We start from the raw sequence: 17,845 nt of genomic DNA, 5'->3' as shown, positions 1-17,845 counted from the left end.
ACAAAGCAGCCTAACCTGCGCCCTGAACCGCCACCCGGAGCCGCCATGACCGTTGGTCGAATTATCGAGACACCAGAATGCGTTGCGGAAGGGGCCGAGTGGCTGTCTGACACCTGTCCGCGCATGGCGCACGCGATCGAACTGACCCGCCCGTTGCCCCTGCGCCGCCGGCCCGACGGTTTCGCGCAACTGCTCAGCGCCATCGTCAGCCAGCAGGTCAGCGTGGCCTCGGCCAACGCGATTTGGGGGCGGATGCAGCAGGCCGGCCTGACCGGGCCGCGCAAGATCAAGTGGGCCACCGACGATGAGCTGCGCGCAGTCGGGCTGAGCCGTCAGAAGATCCGCTATGCCCGGGCGCTGGCCGAGGCGCGGATCGACTACAAAGCCCTGCGCGAGGTACCCGATAACGTGGTCATTGCGACGCTGACCCAAGTGCCGGGCATCGGGGTCTGGACGGCCGAGATTTATGCCATGTTCTCGCTGGGGCGGGCGGATGTGATCGCGCCGGGTGATCTGGCCCTGCAGGAGGCTGCACGGATGCTGTACGACCTGCCAGATCGGCCGACCGACAAGGCGCTGCGGCAGATGGCCGAGGCGTGGTCGCCGTGGCGGTCGGTTGCAGCCCGGGTTCTGTGGGCCTATTACCGCGTGGCCAAGGATAGGGAAGGGATCAGATGACAAGGGTTTTGAACGCGCTCCGCAAAGAGCCGGTTTCGGGCGACACGCGCTCGGTCGTGGTGTTCGTGCATGGCTATGGCGCCAACGGGGCCGATCTGCTGGGGCTTGCGGATGTTCTGGGCGAACACCTGCCCGACACGCTGTTCGTGGCCCCCGACGCACCCGAGCAGATCCCCGGCATGCCCAACGGCTTCCAGTGGTTTCCGATCCCGTGGATCGACGGTTCGTCCGAGGAGGAGGCCCGGCGCGGCATGGAAATGGCGGTCGAGGATTTCAACGCCTTTCTCGACGCCCTGATGGTGGACGAGGACGTGCTGCCCGAGCAGGTGGTGCTGTTCGGCTTTTCCCAGGGCAGCATGATGAGCCTGCACGTGGCTCCGCGCCGCGAAGATCCGGTGGCCGGCGTGATCGCGTTTTCGGGCCGCTTGCTGGAGCCTGACCTGCTGGCCGACGAGGTGGTCAGCCGGATGCCCGTGCTGCTGGTCCATGGCGATGCCGATGACGTGGTGCCGCCGCAATCGCTGCCCGAGGCCGCCGAGGCCCTGCAGCGCGCAGGCTTCAAAGAGGTCTATGCCCACATCATGAAGGGCACCGGCCACGGTATCGCACCCGACGGGCTGGGCGTCGCGCTGGCCTTCATGCGCGACAAGCTGAGCCTGTAACGCGGCAGGGTCACTTCCACAGGTGACCCTCGGCAAACTCCACCGAATTTCCGGCCGGGTCGCGCACATAGAGCGACCGGGCCCCGTTGGGCCAGTCAAACTCGGCCTCGACCGGGACGTTCCAGTCCCGCAGATGCTTGCGCATCGACGCGATCTGGTCGCGCGTCAGGATCAGACACACATGCCCCGGACCGCGTGCGCCATGCGGCGGCACCGGCAGGGCGGGATTGGTCGCAGGCTGTTCTGTCTGGTCCGGGTTGAACAACAGCAACACCGAGGCGCCGACCCGGAAGAACACGTGCCGGCCCTCCACGCGCTGAATGCGTTCCAAGCCCAGAACTTCGCCATAGAACCGTTCGGCGGCGTCCAGATCATCGACATACAGCGCGGCCTCGAGAATGCCCGAAGGCGACGGGATTTCGGCAGCCACTTTCATGGCGACATGATAGCGGACATCGCCGAAAAAGTCACCGCCGCGGGCGTCGGTCCCGCTTGCGTTTGGGGGCGGTTTCCAGAAGGGGTATCGGCAGGCTGTCCCAGCTGCCGGGGGCGAGGTCGTCCAGGGTCCAGTCGCCGATCCGGGCGCGGATCAGGCGCAGGGTAGGGTGGCCGACGGCGGCCGTCATGCGGCGCACCTGGCGGTTGCGCCCCTCGCGCAACGTCAGTTCCAGCCAGCAATCCGGCACCGACTTGCGTTCGCGGATCGGTGGGGTGCGCGGCCACAGGCCCTCGGGTTCGTCGATCAGCCGCGCCTTGGCTGGGCGGGTCATGCCGTCATTCAACTCGACCCCGTCGCGCAGGGCCCGGATGGCCGCCGCATCCGGGATGCCCTCGACCTGGACCCAATAGGTTTTGGGCATCTTGTGCTTGGGGTCCGAGATATGGGATTGCAGCCGCCCGTTGTCGGTCAGCAGCATCAGCCCCTCGCTGTCGCGGTCCAGTCGCCCGGCCGGATAGACCCCCGGCAGGTCGATGAAATCCGACAAGGTACTGCGCGGAGACTCGGCGTTTTGCCGATCGGTGAATTGCGGCAGCACGTCGAACGGCTTGTTGAAACGGATGAACCAAGACATGGGCTCCGCCTTACTCTCAGTCGTTGGCCTGCGCAAGCTGTGGATAACTGTCACGCGCTTGTTACGGCCGCTGCCTATCATGCTCTCGAGATATTGTGGAAACTCAGGGCTTGCCAGAGCTTTGCCACGATATATAGTTGAATCAAGACCGGGGCGGGTGCTCCCCGCTCTGGTGTCCCATACAGGCAGCCGAGAGCGAGGAGCGATTCTGCGATGGACGGAGATTTCAGGACCGAATTTGTCAGGGAGCCAGGTGCCCTCAAGCACCATCCGGCCTTGGTTTTGAATGCCGATTATCGCCCGCTGTCCTACTATCCGCTGTCGCTGTGGCCCTGGCAGGAGGCGATCAAGGCCGCCTGGCTGGATCGGGTCGATATCATAGCCGAATATGACGAGGTGGTCCGCAGCCCCAGCACGGTGATCCGAATACCGTCGGTGGTTGTCCTGAAAGACTATGTGAAACCCAGAAAGCGCGTGGCCTTCACGCGCTTTAATTTGTTTCTGAGGGACGAATTCCGCTGTCAGTACTGCGGCAGCCGGGGCGAGCTGACCTTTGACCACGTCGTGCCGCGCGCGGCCGGAGGTGTCACAAGTTGGCAGAACGTGGTCGCCGCGTGCAGCCCGTGCAATCTGCGCAAGGGCTCGAAATCGCTACGTCAGGCCGGGATGAGCCTGCGCAAGCCGCCGCGCCAGCCAGACGCCGAGATGCTGCAGAACATCGGGCGAAAGTTTCCGCCCAACCACCTGCACGAAAGCTGGATCGACTTTCTGTACTGGGATGCGGAACTGGACGCCCAGTAGGGTCAGCGCGCGCGCCAGGCGGCCAGCCAGACCAGAACCAGACCTGCGGACAGCAGCGCGTTCCATCCGGCCATGGACAGGCCGAACATCTCCCACGGGATTTCGTCGCAGCGCACCAGTGGGGCGGCCATGATCTGTTCCATCAATTCTTCCGTCGACAGGCCGCTGATGCTGCCCGAGGTGCAGCTGGACGGGCCTTCCCATAGCGCGCGCTCGACCCCGGCGTGATAGATGCCGATGCCCGAGGTGGTAGCGGCGGCTGCCGCGCCGAGAAGCGGCAGGAGGCGTACGCCCGGCAGGGCGAAGGCCAAGGCGCCGATCGCGATCGCCGCGCCATGTGGATAGCGTTGCCAGAAGCACATTTTGCAAGGTGCCATTCCGCCGATGTATTGAAAGGCCCAGGCCCCCAGCAGCAATCCCAGGGATCCGGTGGCGGCCAGAAGAATGAGTGTGCGTTTGCGCGTCATACGTATTTCACCACCAGAAATCCGCCGATCAGCAGAAAGATGAAAAGGGTGAACATTAAACCCAGACGTTTTTCGATGAAATCGCGGATCGGTTCCCCAAAGCCCCAAAGCAGCCCGGCAACCATGAAGAACCGCAGCGCACGCGCCAGAATGGATGTCGCGATGAAGGTGCCCAGCGGCATGCCCGTCCAGCCGGACATGATCGTGATGACCTTGTAGGGGAAGGGCGTGACGCCGGCGGTCAGAACTGCCCAGAACCCGAAATCGTTGAACCGCTGGTTGAATTCTTCCATGGCGTGGGCCTTGCCCATGGCCTCGAGGATAGGCTGGCCCACGCTTTCGTAGAAGAAGGCCCCGATGGCATAGCCGAGCATCCCACCCAGCACCGAGGCAACCAGGGCCACGGTGGCGATCAGCCAGGCGCGCGACGGGCGCGCAAGAATCATCGGGATCATCAGAACATCGGGCGGGATCGGAAAGAACGAGCTTTCGATGAATGCCACGACGGCCAGCGCCCACAGGGCATGCGGGTGATCGGCCAGACGGATGGTCCAGTCATACAGCGATCGCAGCATTTGCACCAAATTCCACTGTTCAAGTCTGACGAGGCAAATCATGTGCACGCCCCAGCGTCAACCTCTTGCGTTATCGCGCTTCCTTGTCTTTGGTGATTTTTGCCTCTGGACCTTCGCACGCTTGGGCGGTAATTCAATTCGCGTGGCCCAAGTGGCGGAATGGTAGACGCAGGGGATTCAAAATCCCCCGGTAGCAATACCGTGTGAGTTCGAGTCTCACCTTGGGCACCACGCTGAATTTTCACGAAAACACGAAAATGCGTTGACCAGAGCGGCGTTTGGCCCGCCGTTCCTTGCAACGATAGTTGTGGCGACGGGCATGGTACGAACGGCCGTGACATAGCGGTGCGCCGGGTCGGCAGGGTCAACGGGCGGTTGCTGCGCCCACTTGCCGCGAAAGGCCGGCGTGCCGAGTCGTGTGGCAGGGGGGAATTATTCCGGCCCATCGTCACATCTGCGGCGGGTAGGGTGCCCCAAGGTCAGAAGGCTTGACAAAGCGTCAAGGTGACACAAACCTCGAACCTGTTGGGAGAAATTGGGAATACAGATGGTTGCATCCGTTGCATGACGCGTCGGATTGCCCTATCCGCTCGATCCCCGGACCGGGTTCTTGACCCGTCTTCCGTCAGAAAGCAAAAAATCTTGGGAGTCCTCAAATGATCAAGAAAAGCAAGCTGAGCCTGGGTGCGGTCGTCACTGCCGCGCTGATGGCCCCCGCGGCCTATGCCGAAGAATTCATCACCATCGGCACCGGCGGCGTGACCGGCGTGTACTACCCGACCGGTGGCGCGATCTGCCGTCTGGTGAACAAGGGCCGCAAGGAACATGGCGTGCGCTGCTCGGTCGAATCGACGGGTGGGTCGGTCTACAACATCAACACCATCCGCGAAGGCGAGCTGGAGTTCGGTGTGGCCCAGTCGGACTGGCAGTACCATGCCTATAACGGCACTTCGAAATTCGAAGAAGCCGGCCCGTTCGAGGGCCTGCGCGCCGTGTTCTCGGTGCACCCTGAACCGTTCACAGTAGTGGCCCGCGCCGATTCCGGCATCAAGAACTTCGAAGACCTGAAGGGTAAGCGCGTCAACATCGGCAACCCCGGTTCCGGTCAGCGCGGCACCATGGAAGTGCTGATGGAAGCGGTGGGCTGGACGACGGATGATTTCGAACTGGCCACCGAGCTGAAAGCCGCCGAGCAGTCGGCCGCCCTGTGCGACAACCAGATCGACGCGATGGTCTATACCGTCGGCCACCCCTCGGGTTCGATCCAGGAAGCGACCACCGCATGTGACTCCGTTCTGGTCAACGTGACCGGCCCGGCGGTCGACAAGCTGGTCGAGGACAACTCGTTCTACCGCAAGGCCTCCATCCCCGGCGGCATGTATCGCGGCACCGACGAGGACGTGCAGACCTTTGGTGTGGGCGCAACCTTCGTGACCTCGGCCGATGTGTCGGAAGATGCGGTCTATGCCGTTGTCAGCTCGGTCTTCGAGAACTTCGAAGACTTCAAAAAGCTGCACCCGGCCTTCGCCAACCTCAAGCCTGAGGAAATGATCAAGGACGGCCTGTCCGCTCCGCTGCACCCGGGTGCCGAGAAATACTATCGCGAAAAGGGCTGGATCCAGTAATCCGGCTTTGACCCAAGACCGCGAGGCGCCCAACGGCGCCTCGTTTCCGCCGGCGGGAGGCCGGACAAAAAACAAAGCAGGCCAAGAACCGGCCGCGGGACGGGAGATTTTTAATGAGCGCTGACCCTCAGGGCAATCGTCCGCTATCCGAAGAAGAACTGCAGGAACTGGTCGCATCCTCGGATGCGGGTGCGCGTGATCCAGCGGGCAACGTCGGGCTGTTCTTGGCCATCGTCGCGGCGATCTGGTCGATTTTCCAGGTCATTCTGGCCTCGCCACTGTCGAACGTCATCCTGCCCGGCAGCATCGTCAATAACGCGCGTCAGTTCCACCTGGCTTTCGCGTTGTTTCTGGCCTTTGCGGCCTATCCGGCGCTGAAATCCAGCCCGCGCAACTACATTCCGATCCAGGACTGGATTATGGGCGTTCTGGGCGCTGGCGTGGCGCTTTATGGATATTTCTTCTACGACAAGATCGTGAATGCCGGCGGCTTGGCTGACGACGTGGACAAATGGGTCGCCCTGGGTGGTCTGCTGCTGCTGTTCGAGGCCGCGCGACGTGCGCTCGGCCCGGCAATGGCGATCATCGCGACGATATTCTTGGCCTATGTGTTCTTCGGCTCGTCCGAATGGGTTCCCGAAGTGATCCGCTGGAAAGGTGCCAGCCTGAAAAAAGCCATGAGCCACATGTGGATCACGTCCGAAGGCGTGTTCGGCATCGCCTTGGGTGTTTCGACCAAATTCGTGTTCCTGTTCGTTCTGTTCGGCGCGCTGCTGGACAAAGCCGGGGCGGGGAACTACTTCATCAAGATGGCGTTTGGCGCGTTGGGCCACCTGCGCGGAGGGCCGGCCAAAGCCGCCGTCGTCGGCTCGGCTGCAACCGGCCTGATTTCAGGCTCGTCCATCGCCAACGTCGTCACCACCGGCACTTTTACCATCCCGCTGATGAAACGCGTGGGCTTTTCCAGCGAACAGGCCGGCTCGGTCGAGGTTGCCAGTTCGGTCAACGGCCAGATTATGCCGCCCGTCATGGGGGCGGCCGCCTTTCTGATGGTGGAATACGTGGGCATCTCGTATGTCGAGGTGATCACTCACGCCTTCCTGCCGGCGGCGATTTCTTACATCGCGCTGGTCTATATCGTGCATCTCGAGGCCGTGAAGCGAAACATGCCCACCCTGGGCGACCGCGACGTACATCTGGCGCGCACGGTCGTGGGGATGCTGATGTTCTTCCTAGTGTTTGCGGGGCTGTGTTATGGCTCGCAATACCCGGTCGAAGCGGTCACCGCTTGGGCGCCGTCCAGCGCGGGGCTGATCCTCAGCCTGATCGTATGCGCGATCTATGTGGCCTTGGTCTATCTGGCCGCGCAGGTGCCTGACCTTGAGCCCGACGACCCGAACGCGACCGAAGTGAAGCTGCCGGTGATCTCCGAGATCTACAAGGCCGGCCTGCATTACCTCCTGCCGATCGTCGTTCTGGTGTATTTCCTGATGATCGAACAGAAATCGCCGGGTCTGTCGGCCTTCTGGGCGACGGCGCTGCTGTTCGTGATCCTGCTGACACAGAAACCGCTAAAGGCGATTTTCCGCGGGCAAAGCGATCTGGCGAATGCCTTTGTCGATGGGGTCGCCGATCTGTGGCAGGGCCTGATCGACGGTGCGCGCAACATGATCGGTATCGCGCTGGCCACGGCCACCGCGGGCGTGATCGTCGGCACCGTGACCCTGACTGGCGTGGGGCAGGTGATGGCCGATCTGGTCGAGTTCCTGTCCGGCGGCAACCTGATCCTGATGTTGGTCATGGTCGGGCTGCTGAGCCTGATCTTGGGCATGGGGCTGCCGACCACCGCGAACTATATCGTCGTCAGCTCGCTGATGGCGGGCGTTGTGGTGGAACTGGGCGCGCAAAGCGGCCTAATCGTGCCGTTGATCGCCGTGCATCTGTTCGTGTTCTACTTCGGTATCATGGCCGACGTAACGCCGCCCGTGGGCTTGGCCAGCTTTGCCGCGGCAGCCGTGTCGGGGGGCGACGCGATCAGGACCGGGTTCATCGCCTTCTTTTACAGCCTGCGCACCGTTGCGCTGCCTTTCGTGTTCATCTTCAACACCGACCTGCTGCTGATCGACGTCACCTGGGTCGAAGGGATCATAGTGGCCGTATTCGCCACGATTGCCATCCTCGTGTTCACAGCCGGCACGATGGGATATTTCCTGACCCACAATCGCATTTATGAAAGCGTCGCCCTGATCGCGATCGCCTTCGCGCTGTTCCGCCCGGATTTCTTCATGGATCGAATCTCGCCCTCGCATCTTGAGGTCGAGCCGGCCGGGTTCGTGCAGGCCGTGGGCGAGGCGGAGCCCGGCACCGAGGTGCGGGTGGTGGTCAGCGGGCCGGATTTCGACACCGGCAACATGACCGAGACCACCGTCGTCGTCACCGTCGGGTCCGAAGCCGATGGCGCGGCGCGGGTCGAGGCCATGGGCTTTCTGCTGATCGAAGAGGACGGACTGGTTAAGATGGACGAACCGATGTTCGGCGCGCCCATCGCCGACAGTCTGGCCAATTTCGACTATTACGGCGACGAGCCGGTGCGCATCGCATCCGCCGATCTGCCGGTCAGCCAGCCGCCGAAACAGCTGATCTACATCCCGGCCATGTTGCTGCTGGGGTTGATCGCCTTCCTGCAACGCGGCCGTGCCGCCAGACAAGAGGTACCCGCATGAGCAAATCGGTTCTGTGCGCCGTAGACATCAGCAACGGCAAGATCGACGCCCCGGTCCTGAAAGAAGCGGTCAAACTTGCCGATCTGGACGGAGCGCAACTGGACGTGGTGACCGTATTACCGGATTTCGGTGAAAGCTGGGTGTCAGGATTCTTCAAGCCGGATTTCCACGAAAAAGCCACGCAAGAGGCCCATGACCAGTTGGTCGCCCTGTGCGAGGATGTGCTGGGCGCCGAGCGCAATGCCTCGATCCGGCATGTGGTGGCCACCGGCACGGCCTATCAAGAGATTCTGAAAACCGCCGAAAGCGCCGGCAGCGATCTGATCGTGATCGGTGCGCACAAGCCGGATTTCAAGGACTACCTGCTGGGGCCGAACGCCGCGCGGGTCGTGCGGCATTCGAATGTTTCGGTCTACGTCGTCCGCTAGGGCGGCGATCCATACCCCGTCATTTCAAGGTAGCCGCGCCCGACGTGGCTGCCTGACACGGTGACCGGCCCCTCCCAATAGGCAAATCGGGTGCCCATCCAGGCGCCGGAGTTCAGGGCATTGACGCGAATATCGACCCCCTTGGCCGGCAGCGCTATCGCCCATTCGGTCGGGATGTCGCGCCCGTCCACCAAACTGGTCTGCACGGGCGTGAATCGGATCTGACCATCGGGCAGGGACTGGCTGGTGCCTTCGGCATCGATCCAGGTCGCGGCCGTGAAATCGCCCCGCCCGCCGCGCAGCCGAAAGGCCATCATCTTGTCGCCCGTGTCGAATGTCAGCGAGAACCAGTCCCACCCGGACTGATCAGCAGCCAGCGGTTGCGAGGACCACTCGCGATCCAGCCAGCCTTCGCCGGTGACTTGCACATCGCGGTCGGGCAGGTGCAGTATCCCTGAAACCGCGTATCTGGGTTGCGAATAGTAATAGCTGGCTTGCCCCTCACCGGATTTGACCGAATACCCACCGTCGCCATGGAACACCAGGGGGCCTTCCGCCGCTAGGGTCAGGTCATAGCCGAAATCGGCCCCGTTGGCGCGCAGTGTCAGCGCGTCGATGGTGTCGCCGCGCATGTGCCATTCGTCGATCCAGGCCTCGAACGGGTTGGCTGTGACCCCGGCCTGCCCGATGCCGCCACGCGCCAGGCGTTCGGCAAAGAAGTGGGTGTCCGGTGTCGTCAGGCCGGCATGACCCATCCACAGCTGTGGACTCTGCCAGCCGCTCTCCTCGAATGGCCACAGCGCCGAGCGGAACAGGGTCCACTGGATGCCATACTCCTGCCCGTCCGCGCCGGTCAGGTTGGCGGTCAGGTACCACCATTCGATGCGGAAGGTCGGGTGCGGGCCGTGATCGGCCGGGAAGTCGAAGCGATAGCCCGGCTGCGGGATTTCAAAGCCTTCGGCGCTGCTGCCCAGACCGGCAAAGCCTTGGGCAGATGCCGCAAAAGGGGCCAGCAGCAGAAAGACAAGCGCCTTAACGTTCATTGGCAAAAACCCTCAGCAGGTCGGCGGGTGGAACGCGGCGCAATCGCCACGCGGGTAGGGCGGCGGCCAGCAGGGCGGCGATGGCCGTCAGTACGAAAAGCTGCACCCAGGCCCAGGGAAACAGGAACATGGGCAGACGCCAGCCAAACGCCTGAACGTTGATGACCGACAGCAGGATCCAGGCAAGCACCAGCCCCAAGGGCAAGGCAAGGCAGGCGGTCAGGGCGGCCAGCAGCACGCTGCGCAACAGTTCCAATGCCGCCAGCCGAGGCCGGGTCAGCCCAAGCGCCCAGACCGGAGCGATCTGCGGCAAACGCTGTGTCCACAGTGTCAGCAGGCTGGTGAATATGGCGAATCCGGCGACGCCCAGCGTCAGCACGTTCAACGCCGAGGTCACGACGAACGTCTTTTCGAAGATCGCACGCGACTGCGCCTTGACGGTCGCTTGCGGCACCACGGCACCCGGGCCCAGGTCGAACCGCGCGCGCAAGGCATCGGCCAGAGGGGCAGCCTGAGTCGGGTCGATCCGTACGCCGAACCGGCGGTTCTCGGCCTCGGGCGCGATCTGATCGAACAGGTCCATGGCCACAATGGCCTGCCCAGTCGGATTGCCATAGTCGGAATAGACCCCCGTAATCGTCAATGTCTTGCCGGGCGCAAGGGGCAAGCGGTTGCCGGGCCACAGATCGGCGCGGCGGGCCAGTTGTTCGTTGATCAGAATACCCCCGCCTTGAAACAGCGTGTCCCAGACATCGGGGTCGCCGGCGACCAGCGGCCAGTGTTCGCGATAGGTCGGGTGATCGACGATGCCATACAGGAACAACGGCCCAGTTTCATGGGACAGCTCGACGTTGCGGATCGGCAGAACCGCCTCGGCGCGCGGCTCAAGCCAGGCCTGGATCTGCCGGCCTTGATCCGAGTCCTCGGCCGTCACGTACAGTTCCGACACCAACCGCTGATCGAGCCAGCCAAGAAAGGTCAGCCGAAAGCTGGATACCATCGTGCCCACGCCGATATTCGCCGCCAGCGCCAGTAGCAACGCCATCAACGCCAGAGACAGCCCCGGCAACTGCGTCTGCATGTCCGCCCAGACCCATTGCGCCACCGGCTTTCTTGCGCGCCTGCCAAAGACGCGCAGGGCGGTCGACACAAGTATCGGCAGCAGCAGCGCGCTGCCGGTCAGGATGCCGCCCAACAGGACAAAGCCCGCCACCAGCCCGTCGAACAGGGAATACGCGGCAATTCCTGCCACACAGACAATCAGCCCGGTCAAGGCGCTGGCGCGGTGGCCGGTTCCGCCGCGCCACGCCTGTACGCCGGGCGCGGCCAGCAGAGGCAGCTTGGCCAGCCGCCACAACGCCTGTCCGCTGGCCAGAATCGTGCCGCCCACGGCCATCGCCAGCCCGGCGGCGGCCCATTCCGGCCGCAGGTGCAACTGCCCCTGGACCGGTGCGCCGTAAAGACCGCGCAGGGTGGCGGCCACGTCGGGCAACAACGCGCCAGCCAGCAGATGCCCCAGAATCAGACCCAGCGTTCCGCCGATCAGGGCAATTACGACCAGTTCGGCCAACATCAGCCGCGACAGTGTAGCCAGCGGCACTCCAAGCGCGCGCAGGGTCCGAACCATGCCGCGCCGCTGCGCGAAGGCCAGCCCGACCGTGCCATGAACGATGAACAGCCCCACTGCAAAGGACAACAGCCCGAAGGCCGAGAGGTTCAGGTGAAAACTGTCGGTCAGGCGCGCCGTGTCGACTCGGCTGTCCGGGCCCCGGCGGCGCAGGTCGGGCGCAACCTGATCCAGCGGCGGTCGCGCACGGGGCTGGTCGGGCAGCACCACCAGGCGCGTCAGAATGCCCGACCGACCCAGAAGGGTTTCGGCGGTGCCGATATCCGTCAGGACCAGATCCGGCGGCAGCGCCGTGCTGGTCAGGATCGGAGGCAGATCCGGCCGCTCAGAAAGCTGCGCAGCCAGATCGGGTGTGGCAAACAACCGACCGGGTGCGGTCAATACGGTTTCGGGGGCGGGTGGGTTCCCCTGCGGATCAGTCAGCGCCGGCAGGGCCGGGTAGGTGACCATGTCGACCCCCATCAGGCGCACGGATCGTCCGCCTGCGTCGATCCGGTCGTCCAGAACCGCGGCGACCTGCCAGCCCGAACGGCGCAGCGCGACGTAGGTTTCCAACGGGATGCGCCCCGAGGGATGGATCAACTCGTCCAGTTGCCCCAGCCCCAGTTGCGCATTGGCCCGGTCATAGCTGGCGCGCGCCTCGGCATTGATGGCCTGAACGGCCGACCACAACCCGGTCGCCAGGGCGATACCGGTCAGCAGGGTGGCCAATTGCACGCGGTGCCAGCGCCAATGCGACCACAGCGCCTGTAGGGCGGTGCCGATCATGCGATCCGGCCATTGGTCAGATGTGCCTGCCTGTCCAAGCGAGCCGCGATGGCCTGGGAATGCGTGACGAGCAGCAACGCGGCGCCGGTTTCCGCAACCAGCGCCAGCATCAGATCCAGCACCGCGGCGCTGGCGGTTTCGTCCAGGTTGCCGGTGGGCTCATCAGCCAGCAGCAGCCGAGGCCGAACCGCCAGGGCGCGCCCGATGGCCACCCGTTGCTGCTGTCCGCCCGAGAGGCCTTCAGGATAACGCTCGGTCAGATCGGACAGCCCCAACCGCCGGATCAGATGCGCCTCCCACTCGGGATCGTGCCGGGCTGCCAGCCGCGCATGGAACGACAGGTTCTGCGAGACGGTCAGTGACGGGATCAGGTTGAACTGCTGGAACACCAGCGCCACATGCGTCCGGCGCAGCGCCGCGCGGTCGGCGTCGCCGAGCCGCGACAGAGCGGTGCCATCCAGAAGAATCTCTCCGCTGTCGAACCGGTCTAGGGTGGCCGCGAGGTTCAGCAGCGTGCTCTTGCCGCTGCCGCTTTCGCCGGTCAGGGCGAGGGTCTGCCCCTGATCCAGAGACAGCGAAACACCGTTCAGAACCGGGCGCCCGCCGGGATAGGTTTTGTGGATATCGTGAAACTCCAGCAACATGTCAGGGCCTGTCATACTCCACCCCAGAATGTGCGGCACGCGGCGCCGGTGTCCAGTGCCCGAACTCCACGCGTTCATTTCGCCGCACGTGGACGTCCCTTGTGCCGGGCGCTTGATGCCGTCATTCTTCGAGTTCGGGGTTGGACAATTGCCGGAGTGAGACATGACATTGCTGCAACAGATCCTTTGGGGCAGCTTCTATCTGGGGCTGTGTTTCCTGATCGAGATCGGGTTGCTGACCTGGTGCGTTTTGGTACTGCGCCGGCTGGACCAGAACTGGCAGAGCCGCAGCCGCATCCTGCGTACCGCCGGACCCATCGCCTTTTCCCTGGGTGTGATCGTCGCGGCGCACACGGTTCAGGTCTGGATCTGGGCGGTGGTCTGGGTTCTGGGTGACGTGTTGCCCGACTGGAACTCGGCGCTGTATTTTTCGTTGGTGACCTTCACCACGCTGGGCTACGGCGACATCGTTCTGGGGGAGGGGTTACGTATCTTCGGCGCTTTTGCATCCGTGACCGGGCTGCTGGCCTTTGGCCTGTCCACGGCCTTTCTGGTCGCGTTGATGACCCGGATGTTCGAAGAACACGTGAACCCCTAGAGGATAGGGGCGAACAGGCGGGCTAGCGGCGCCCCATGGCGGATATGCGGCGGCTGTTGGATCAGCCGGCGCGTCAACTCATAGCTGTTCTCGAAATCGGTGCGCAGCATGTCGGCCACGGCCTCGGCCGCGCGTTTGTCGAAGAACAGGGCCATCGCCTCGAAGTTCAGCCGGAACGAGCGGTTGTCGAGATTTGTGGTACCGACGGCCGCCAGCGTGTCATCGACCACGAAGGCCTTTTGATGCATGAACCCGTCGGTATAGCGCAGGACGCGCACGCCGCAGTCGCGTATCTCGTCGAAATAGGCGAAGGCCGCCAGCCAGGGCAGACGATGGTCGATCGCGTCGGGCACCAGGATGCGCACGTCCACGCCCCGCAGGGCGGCATTCTTCAGCGCGGACATGATGTCGATGTCAGGCACGAAATAGGGCGAGGCAATCCAGACGCGGTCGGTCGCCGCGGCAATCGCGGCGAAGAACATCATCGCCCCGGTTTCCGTGTCGTCGCCGGGACCGGTCGCCACCAGCAGCGCGTTCATGTTCCGGTCGGATTCGCTGCCGGCCCAGTCCAGCAGATCGATCAGGTCTTCGCCGCGGGCCCAGTGCCAGTCCTCGGTGAAGATCAACTGCAACTGGCGCACGATATGGCCAGTCATCCGGATGTGGGTGTCGCGCCAGCGGCCGAATTCGGGATCCTGGCCAAGGTATTCGATGCCGACATTGTGGCCGCCGATGAATCCGATCTCGCCATCGACGATCACGGTCTTGCGGTGGTTGCGGTAATTCAGCTGGAACCTGAAATTCGGTCCGCGCTGGTCCCGTGGGTCGGCTACGTCCACACCGGCCCGGCGCAGCTCTTCCAGATAGGCCGATGGCAGGCCATAGCTGCCGACCGCGTCGGTCATGAAGCGTACATGCACGCCACGGCTGGCCGCGTCGATCAGCTTTTCCTGAAGTTCGATCCCAAGCGCATCGTCGCGCACGATATAGAACTGGATCAGAACGTATTTTTGCGCCCGATCGATCGCGGCGAAGATCGCCTCAAACGTCGCCTGGCCATCTACCAGCAGGTCCATGCTGTTGCCACGGCAGACGGGCAGGTGGGCTAGGGCCTCGAACGGCCTGGGGTTGATCGAAAGGCCGGTGGGGTCGGGTTTGGCGGCGTCGGAAAAGGCGCGAATGCCTTCGACCACGCGTTCGCTTTCCTTGCGTGCGATGTGATAACCGCGAAACCGGTGATGGCCGAGAAACAGGTACAGCGGAACCGCCAGAAAGGGCGCCGAAAGCAGAAACACCGCCCACCCGACGGCCCCTTGCGGCGTGCGCGCCGTCTGCGCCGCCCGCACCGAGAAAAACACCGCGACGCAATAGACGGCAAAGACCGATAGCGAGGCGATGAATGTCCACATTGGGGGCAACCCTTCCGCGCTTCAGTTCGATCCGGTGAAAACCCGGGACCAGTCCTTGGCCATGTCCACGATAACTCAGCCCATTTCCGGGCCTTTGTCCAGACCGTCGACAAGGCGCCCGATGTGGCTGTCGCGGTCATATGCCCATTCCCGTTCGGCGTCGGTGTGGTGGATCAGAACCCCCATCCGCGGCCCGTCGCCGGCGGTGGTCCATTCGAGCATTGCGAAATCACCTTACGAGTTTCCGACAGCCATGATGGGGCGTTTGCCAATCGTGCGCTCGGTGTTGATGGGCTTGCCCTCGTTGTCGTCGATGAACGCCAGCGCGGGCGTCTTCATGATCGTGGGCGCGCCATCCACCAGTTCGTAAACGCGTTAGGCATAAGTTCCCAGAACCTGGTTGGGGGGTATCCCGTAGGCATCCTGGGTAAAGACGCGCATGAAATGTACCCCGCCACCCGAGACGATATAGGTCGTGAACCCTTCGTCGCGCAGGTATCCGAGCAGCTCGACCATGGGCTGATAGGTCATCTGGTCATAAGCCAGCCCCGTTTGGGGATGGCGCCCGGTCTGGAACCATTCGGCGACGGCTGCCAGGAACGCCTCGACGCTAAGGCCCGAAAGCGTGGCGGTGACGACTTCGATCAGGGCGTCCTCTCCGCCCCTCAATGCGGTCTCGGCGTCGCCCCTGGCGGCGGCTTCCAACGTCGGCGTGCTCAGAATCGACGGGTCGTCGTGCGCCTTCTCAGCCAGTTTATCCATGACATAGATTAACTGGAAATAGACGGGCTGTTCCGCCCACAGCGTACCGTCATTGTCTAATACGGCCACACGGTCGGCGGGGATGACGTATTACTTGGTGCCCGGCGTAGTCACCGTATCGACGAAGGCGATGATCCGCTCTTTGCTGGGGCTATCGGTCCAACTGAGCAAGGGGCCGGCCGCAAGCCCTGCCGGCAGCGCAAGAAGGGCGACTGAAACAAGCTGTCGAAACACGAAATATCCCTTTATTGCAAAATAATGAGGGTCGCCGCTCAGGCCGGCGACCCTCGAGAGTAGAACCGACCTTTATCAGTTGTTGGTCGGCGTCAGCATCGTCTCGATCACCTGGTCCAAGCTGAAGCTAGCTGCTTCCTGCCGCGGCGGGAACTCTCGGAAGGTCGCCAGGAAATTCGCCACATATTGCTGAGCCGGCACCAGCAGATACACCCGGTCGATCATCCAGTCGTAATAGGTGTTCGAGGTCCGGTATCCGCGCTCATAGGGATCGCGCCGCAGGTTCACGATGATCGGCACCCGCAGTTCGGTCCAGGGTTCCATCCAGGCGCGCAGGGTGGCCCAGGCCTTCTGCTCCAGAAAGATCAACTTCCAGTCGCCGTAGCGCAGGGCGGTCAGGTCGCCGTCATCCGAGAAATAGAAGATTTCCTTGCGCGGGCTTTCGGTGGTTTCACCGGTCAACAGCGGCAGGATGTTGTAGCCGTCCAGATGTACCTTATAGTCGCGACCCATGGCCGGCGAACTGTAGCCCTGCTTCAGTTTTTCCTTGATCTCGGGATCTCCGGCCGCCGCCAGGTAGGTGGGCAGCCAGTCCATGTGATGCACGATCTCGTTGGTGACCGAGCCGGGTTCGATCTTGCCGGGCCAACGCACCATCGAGGGTACGCGCCAGCCGCCTTCCCAGTTGGTGTTCTTTTCACCCCAGAAGGGCGTAGACGCGGCATCAGGCCAGGTGTTGTAGTGCGGTCCGTTGTCCGTCGAGTAGTGGACGATCGTGTTGTCTGCGATGCCCAACTCGTCAAGCAGGTCGAGCAGCTGGCCCACATGAATGTCATGTTCGATCATGCCGGCCGAGTATTCGTCCATCACACGACCGGTCATGTCATTGGCCTGCTGGCGCATCTCGTCTTTGACGTGAGTGCGGAAGTGCATGCGCGTTCCGTTCCACCAGACATAGAAGGGCTGGCCCTGTTCGTGGGCACGCTTGATGAAGTCGATCGCCGCAGCCACGGTTTCGTCATCCACGGTTTCCATCCGCTTCTTGGTCAGCGGTCCGGTATCTTCGATGGTTCCGTCGGCCTTGGACTTTATGACGCCACGCGGGCCAAAGGCTTCGCGGAAGGTCCGGCCATCGGGTAGAACCGCATCGCCCGGATAGTCCTCGTTCTCGGGTTCCTCTTCCGCGTTCAGGTGGTACAGGTTGCCGAAAAATTCGTCAAATCCGTGGTTTGTCGGAAGATGTTCATCTTTGTCGCCCAAGTGGTTCTTGCCGAATTGACCGGTGGCATAGCCGTGGTCCTTCAACAGACCAGCAATGGTCGGATCTTCGACCTGCATACCAAGATCCGCACCCGGCAGGCCGACCTTCGACAGCCCTGTGCGGAACACTGACTGACCCATGATGTAGGACGACCGGCCTGCGGTACAGGATTGCTCGCCATAATAATCAGTGAAGATCATGCCTTCATTCGCAACCCGGTCAATATTCGGCGTGCGATACCCCATCATACCCATGGTATAGGCCGAGATGTTCGACTGACCGATGTCGTCGCCCCAGATGACCAGAATGTTCGGTTTCTGATCCTGTGCCCAAGCCGGTGCGGCCAGCGCAAGGGACACCGTGGCCACGGCCAGTCGCCGTAACCCTCTGCGCCATAAATGCGTTAAATTTCCCTGTGATGACATCTTTTTCTCCTTATGTGGTCAGGCAAAAACGGCCTTGCAGGA

General features: G+C 62.9%; 19 protein-coding genes and 1 tRNA gene. 8 read left to right on the top strand and 12 right to left on the bottom strand.

All coding sequences use genetic code 11. The features are described 5' to 3' along the window. The first annotated feature begins 45 nt into the window (after positions 1-45). Together AC2FME_RS00370 and AC2FME_RS00365 are read left to right on the top strand one after the other, a co-directional pair. Complete coding sequence (locus AC2FME_RS00370) at positions 46-678, top strand: DNA-3-methyladenine glycosylase family protein (protein ID WP_496794842.1); 633 nt, start codon at positions 46-48, stop codon at positions 676-678. Continuing rightward, positions 675-1,340 (top strand): alpha/beta hydrolase, encoded by a 666-nt coding sequence (locus AC2FME_RS00365; RefSeq protein WP_170368478.1) that lies wholly within the window; start codon positions 675-677, stop codon positions 1,338-1,340. Before AC2FME_RS00370 ends, AC2FME_RS00365 begins: the two co-directional genes overlap by 4 nt. A gap of 10 nt (positions 1,341-1,350) precedes the next feature. On the opposite strand, the gene AC2FME_RS00360 is transcribed toward AC2FME_RS00365, so the two are convergent. Together AC2FME_RS00360 and AC2FME_RS00355 are read right to left on the bottom strand one after the other, a co-directional pair. Further along, positions 1,351-1,776 (bottom strand): VOC family protein, encoded by a 426-nt coding sequence (locus AC2FME_RS00360; protein WP_496799300.1) that lies wholly within the window; start codon positions 1,774-1,776, stop codon positions 1,351-1,353. Positions 1,777-1,807: 31 nt separating this feature from the next. Further along, the gene (locus AC2FME_RS00355; RefSeq protein WP_496799299.1) at positions 1,808-2,413 is read right to left on the bottom strand and encodes an rRNA large subunit pseudouridine synthase E; all 606 of its coding nucleotides are present in this window, start codon (positions 2,411-2,413) and stop codon (positions 1,808-1,810) included. A gap of 213 nt (positions 2,414-2,626) precedes the next feature. Here AC2FME_RS00355 and AC2FME_RS00350 point away from each other — a divergent pair, with 213 nt between their 5' ends. Next, on the top strand, positions 2,627-3,214 hold the full coding sequence (locus tag AC2FME_RS00350) for an HNH endonuclease (RefSeq protein WP_496678242.1): 588 nt from the start codon (positions 2,627-2,629) through the stop codon (positions 3,212-3,214). Between the two features lie 2 nt (positions 3,215-3,216). On the opposite strand, the gene AC2FME_RS00345 is transcribed toward AC2FME_RS00350, so the two are convergent. Together AC2FME_RS00345 and AC2FME_RS00340 are read right to left on the bottom strand one after the other, a co-directional pair. Continuing rightward, positions 3,217-3,681: a disulfide bond formation protein B gene (locus AC2FME_RS00345; RefSeq protein ID WP_496799298.1), complete on the bottom strand. Its 465-nt coding sequence runs from the start codon at positions 3,679-3,681 to the stop codon at positions 3,217-3,219. Then, the gene (locus AC2FME_RS00340) at positions 3,678-4,256 is read right to left on the bottom strand and encodes a YqaA family protein (protein WP_496689143.1); all 579 of its coding nucleotides are present in this window, start codon (positions 4,254-4,256) and stop codon (positions 3,678-3,680) included. The genes AC2FME_RS00345 and AC2FME_RS00340 overlap by 4 nt, the downstream gene beginning before the upstream one ends. 145 nt (positions 4,257-4,401) lie before the next feature. Here AC2FME_RS00340 and AC2FME_RS00335 point away from each other — a divergent pair. The 4 genes from AC2FME_RS00335 (at position 4,402) to AC2FME_RS00320 (ending at position 9,032) form a co-directional block, all read left to right on the top strand. After that, a tRNA-Leu gene (locus AC2FME_RS00335) sits at positions 4,402-4,487 on the top strand. 425 nt (positions 4,488-4,912) lie between these two features. Then, positions 4,913-5,881 carry a TAXI family TRAP transporter solute-binding subunit gene (locus AC2FME_RS00330; RefSeq protein WP_496678249.1) on the top strand — a complete coding sequence of 323 codons (969 nt, stop codon included), beginning with the start codon at positions 4,913-4,915 and terminating at the stop codon, positions 5,879-5,881. 113 nt (positions 5,882-5,994) lie between these two features. Then, on the top strand, positions 5,995-8,604 hold the full coding sequence (locus AC2FME_RS00325) for a TRAP transporter permease (protein ID WP_496678250.1): 2,610 nt from the start codon (positions 5,995-5,997) through the stop codon (positions 8,602-8,604). Continuing rightward, a complete protein-coding gene (locus tag AC2FME_RS00320; RefSeq protein WP_496799297.1) occupies positions 8,601-9,032 on the top strand; it encodes a universal stress protein in 432 nt (143 codons plus the stop codon). The genes AC2FME_RS00325 and AC2FME_RS00320 overlap by 4 nt, the downstream gene beginning before the upstream one ends. Here the strand turns inward: AC2FME_RS00320 and AC2FME_RS00315 are convergent. From AC2FME_RS00315 to AC2FME_RS00305, 3 genes are read right to left on the bottom strand one after another with little or no spacing between them, the layout of a single operon-like run. Continuing rightward, positions 9,029-10,075, bottom strand: coding sequence for a lipocalin-like domain-containing protein (locus AC2FME_RS00315; protein ID WP_496799296.1), 1,047 nt, complete (start codon positions 10,073-10,075; stop codon positions 9,029-9,031). The genes AC2FME_RS00320 and AC2FME_RS00315 overlap by 4 nt on opposite strands. Further along, positions 10,065-12,470: an FtsX-like permease family protein gene (locus AC2FME_RS00310; RefSeq protein WP_496799295.1), complete on the bottom strand. Its 2,406-nt coding sequence runs from the start codon at positions 12,468-12,470 to the stop codon at positions 10,065-10,067. The genes AC2FME_RS00315 and AC2FME_RS00310 overlap by 11 nt, the downstream gene beginning before the upstream one ends. Then, positions 12,467-13,114, bottom strand: coding sequence for an ABC transporter ATP-binding protein (locus tag AC2FME_RS00305; RefSeq protein ID WP_496689142.1), 648 nt, complete (start codon positions 13,112-13,114; stop codon positions 12,467-12,469). The genes AC2FME_RS00310 and AC2FME_RS00305 overlap by 4 nt, the downstream gene beginning before the upstream one ends. A 163-nt stretch (positions 13,115-13,277) precedes the next feature. Between AC2FME_RS00305 and AC2FME_RS00300 the strand changes: the two genes are divergently transcribed. Further along, on the top strand, positions 13,278-13,712 hold the full coding sequence (locus tag AC2FME_RS00300; protein WP_496678258.1) for a potassium channel family protein: 435 nt from the start codon (positions 13,278-13,280) through the stop codon (positions 13,710-13,712). Here the strand turns inward: AC2FME_RS00300 and cls are convergent. From cls to AC2FME_RS00275, 5 genes are all read right to left on the bottom strand, one after another. Further along, the gene (gene cls, locus AC2FME_RS00295) at positions 13,709-15,121 is read right to left on the bottom strand and encodes a cardiolipin synthase (protein ID WP_496678259.1); all 1,413 of its coding nucleotides are present in this window, start codon (positions 15,119-15,121) and stop codon (positions 13,709-13,711) included. The genes AC2FME_RS00300 and cls overlap by 4 nt on opposite strands. A 75-nt stretch (positions 15,122-15,196) precedes the next feature. Beyond that, on the bottom strand, positions 15,197-15,343 hold the full coding sequence (locus tag AC2FME_RS00290; protein ID WP_496689024.1) for a hypothetical protein: 147 nt from the start codon (positions 15,341-15,343) through the stop codon (positions 15,197-15,199). A gap of 153 nt (positions 15,344-15,496) precedes the next feature. Then, positions 15,497-15,952: a haloacid dehalogenase-like hydrolase gene (locus AC2FME_RS00285; protein WP_496799294.1), complete on the bottom strand. Its 456-nt coding sequence runs from the start codon at positions 15,950-15,952 to the stop codon at positions 15,497-15,499. A gap of 21 nt (positions 15,953-15,973) precedes the next feature. Continuing rightward, a complete protein-coding gene (locus AC2FME_RS00280; protein WP_496678261.1) occupies positions 15,974-16,117 on the bottom strand; it encodes a hypothetical protein in 144 nt (47 codons plus the stop codon). Positions 16,118-16,192: 75 nt separating this feature from the next. Continuing rightward, the gene (locus tag AC2FME_RS00275) at positions 16,193-17,803 is read right to left on the bottom strand and encodes an arylsulfatase (RefSeq protein WP_496712020.1); all 1,611 of its coding nucleotides are present in this window, start codon (positions 17,801-17,803) and stop codon (positions 16,193-16,195) included. Between the last annotated feature and the right edge of the window lie 42 nt (positions 17,804-17,845).

It is taken from the genome of Ruegeria sp. BHSC026 (assembly GCF_059613065.1).
This window is presented reverse-complemented; position numbering and strand designations above follow the sequence as displayed.